This is a genomic window from Vibrio sp. 1580 (assembly GCF_033340055.1).
The window spans coordinates 1-547 of record NZ_JAWOVT010000619.1 but is presented as its reverse complement, the minus strand read 5'-3'; the positions used below and the strand labels follow the sequence as shown (position 1 = coordinate 547).

At 44.2% G+C, this 547-nt stretch carries 1 protein-coding gene; it reads right to left on the bottom strand.

Going from position 1 to position 547, the window contains the following annotated elements:
* Positions 1-547 (bottom strand): EAL domain-containing protein (locus R7093_RS27480; RefSeq protein ID WP_318147311.1); only part of this gene is annotated, 547 nt, incomplete at both ends.

The following is a 547-nucleotide window of genomic DNA, read 5'->3' as shown; positions in this document are numbered from 1 at the left end:
TAAGTTGATGCTCGGTTTCAATTCCCTCGATAACTGTTTTTGAACTCAGTTCTTTCGCGAGCGCTAACGCTTCTATTAACGCAGAAAAATCCCCGTCTTCGTATTTCAACAGCAATGAACGATCCATCTTGATGATGTCTGGTCGAACGCATTTCACTCGCTCGATGGTTGAGGCATTAATGCCGTAGTCGTCAATAGCAAGTTTAAAGCCTCCGTCACTCAGTTCTTTCGTCGCTTTGTACAGAAAGGACTCATCGCCTGCGCTTAATTCAACTAACTCCATCACGATTTGTTCTCGACGCAAATCCGCCTCACAAATCACTTGCTTCAGTAAATTGCTGTATGAAAGGTCCTTCGCCAGCATTTCTGCAGCTCTGGGAAGCACATTAAGAAAGAGCTTTTTGTTGCGGTAACGAGATTGCCAAAAGTTTTTGATGTGAATAAGGCGACTAGGTCGCTCGACATTAAGTTGAACATGTTCAGGGATGGAAGGAGATTGGAAAAAGAGATCCGGACGTATCATAGAACCATCAGCAGTGCTGATTCG